Genomic DNA, 1,482 nt, shown 5'->3' with positions numbered 1-1,482 from the left:
CTAAGACATCGTTTCCTATGGCTGTCGGCAGGCAGTTGACAGACGAGACCGGAGCGATGTCAGAGTCTGCAGTTAGGGTTCGCGTCCATGGGCATCCACTGCGAGTACGTCCGTTTCTCCGCTGCTGAGCTGCAGCGGTCGTTGAGTGATCCGTCCTGGGCGCAGGAACGCATCGACGAGCTGGGTGATGCCTGGGCCGAAGAGGCCCCGCTTCCACCCGAGAAGGCGCCCTACTTCAGCATCGAGAAGTCGTGGCACAAGCTGCACTACCTCATTGCCGCCCACGGTGGCATGCCGGTGGATGTGATCCACGGAGGGGCTGAGCTTCCGTTGGAGGACGACATGGACTTCGGCCCCGCCAGGTATTTGAGCCCCGAGGACGTTGCCCGGGCCAGCGGCTGCCTCGCCACCACACGATTTGACGAGTTGGCCGGGTACTACGACTTGGCGACCATGAGCAGCGCCGAGATCTACTTCCTGCCGGAATCCGAAACCGAGGTCCCCTCGGACCTGGACACTCTGCGGCACCGCTACGAGGAGCTGACCCGGTTCTTCTCCGCTGCCGCCGCCGCAGGCGATGGCGTAGTCCTCATGCTGGCCTGACACGGCTCCCAGCCTGTCTGATCGGATCATCTGCTCAGACGGCGTTGGCAGATGAGGGCTGCGGCTATGCCGACGAAGGCGAGGAAGTGCTCGGCCTTGCGTTCATAGCGGCGGTGCAGGCGGCGGCAGCCGGCCAGCCAGGAAACCGTCCTCTCGACCACCCAGCGGTGGCGGCCCAGCCGTGTGGAGGACTCGATGCCCTTGCGCGCGATGCGGTGACGGATGCCTCGCTTGCGGAGCCATCGGCGCAGGTGGTCGTAGTCGTATCCCTTGTCGCCATGGAGCTTGGCCGGTCGTCGGCGGCGCGGGCCGCGCCGGGAGCGGATGGGCGGTATCCCACGCACGAGCGGTTCCAGGCCGAGGCTGTCGTGCATGTTGGCGCCGGAGATGCCCAGTGACAGGGGCAGACCGTTCCGGTCGGTGATCAGGTGGATTTTCGATCCGCTCTTGCCGCGGTCGGTCGGATTCGGTCCGGTCAGTGGCCCCCTTTTGCCGCCCGGACACTGACGGAGTCGATCGCGCACCGCGACCAGTCCAGTTCACCTCGGGCGCCGAGTTCGTCGAGGACAACCCGGTGGAGGCGCGCCCACACCCTGGCCCGGCTCCACTGGGCGAAGCGCCGGTAGACGGTCGGCCAGGCCGGACCGAACACCGGCGGCAACTGCCTCCAGGTACACCCCGAGGTCGCTACAAAGATGATCGCCGCCAGGCATTCGCGGTCGCCCGCCCGCCGTCGTCCGCCGCCCTGCGGACGTATGACCTCCGTCTGCGGAACCACCCGTCGGAACAGCGTCCACAACTCATCCGGCACCAACCGCTCAATCAGACCCGTCATGCACCGCTCAACGAACGATCACGCCAAAGGAAACGACCTCTAAG

General features: G+C 66.1%; 2 protein-coding genes. One reads left to right on the top strand and one right to left on the bottom strand.

Features of this window, described 5'->3' with window-relative positions; genetic code table 11:
* Positions 1-87: 87 nt before the first annotated feature.
* The gene (locus ACWCQS_RS46020; RefSeq protein WP_451009996.1) at positions 88-603 is read left to right on the top strand and encodes a YfbM family protein; all 516 of its coding nucleotides are present in this window, start codon (positions 88-90) and stop codon (positions 601-603) included.
* Positions 604-629: 26 nt separating this feature from the next.
* On the opposite strand, the gene ACWCQS_RS46015 is transcribed toward ACWCQS_RS46020, so the two are convergent.
* Positions 630-1,438 (bottom strand): IS5 family transposase gene (locus ACWCQS_RS46015; RefSeq protein ID WP_451009995.1). Its coding sequence is split into 2 segments (ribosomal slippage): positions 630-1,081 and positions 1,081-1,438, totalling 810 coding nucleotides; the frame shifts between segments, so codons are not numbered across the junction.
* Positions 1,439-1,482 lie beyond the last annotated feature (44 nt).

It is taken from the genome of Streptomyces sp. NPDC002076 (assembly GCF_053593835.1).
The sequence above is the reverse complement of the archived record's forward strand: the minus strand, read 5'-3'. Positions and strand labels throughout refer to the sequence as shown.